At 73.4% G+C, this 635-nt stretch carries 1 protein-coding gene; it reads left to right on the top strand.

Annotated features, from left to right (window positions below; genetic code table 11):
- Window positions 1–177: 177 nt before the first annotated feature.
- Window positions 178–635, top strand: a 458-nt coding sequence (locus tag AC01FP_RS18605; protein ID WP_474482370.1) for an SGNH/GDSL hydrolase family protein, incomplete at its 3' end; no start/stop codon positions are given.

Genomic DNA, 635 nt, shown 5'->3' with positions numbered 1-635 from the left:
CGAGACCGGCGCCGCACGCAAGCCCGCCCGCAAGCCGCGCTGAGCGCCGCGGCCCTCGGCGCGCGACCCCCGCAAGCGCGGGGGCCCGCTCCGGGCGCGTCCCACTGCCGGGCGGCTGTCCTGGCGTGTACCGTGGCGGGTCAGCGAGGCGCTGCATCGCCCGAGGAGACACACAACATGACCAAGACCTTCCGCCATTTCCTGGGCACCGCCGCCGTGGCGCTGTCCGCCCTCTCGGCCCCGCTGGGAGCCGCGGCCTACACCAACGCCTACTACTTCGGCGACAGCCTGTCCGACACCGGCAACATCTTCACGCTCACCGGCGGCGCGACGCCGAATGCGCCCTACCTGCCCGGCCGCTTCTCCGACGGCCCGGTCTGGGTCGAGTACCTGGCCAGCGGCATCGGCCTGGCGAGCAGCTCGACCGCGTCGCTGCAGGGCGGCAACAACTACGCCTTCGGCGGTGCGCGCACCAACGGCGGCAGCATCCCCAGCCTGCTGGCTCAGGTGGGATCGTTCACGAACGCACCGGGCTCCCTCGACCCGAACGCGCTGTACGTGGTGGTGGCCGGCGGCAACGACATGCGTGACGCGCGCACCGCCTTCCCGACCATGGACGAAGCCGGCGCCGCCGG

Source organism: Cyanobium sp. NIVA-CYA 375 (genome assembly GCF_056108345.1).
Note: the sequence above shows the minus strand (reverse complement) of the source record. Positions and strands in the feature narration are given on the sequence as shown.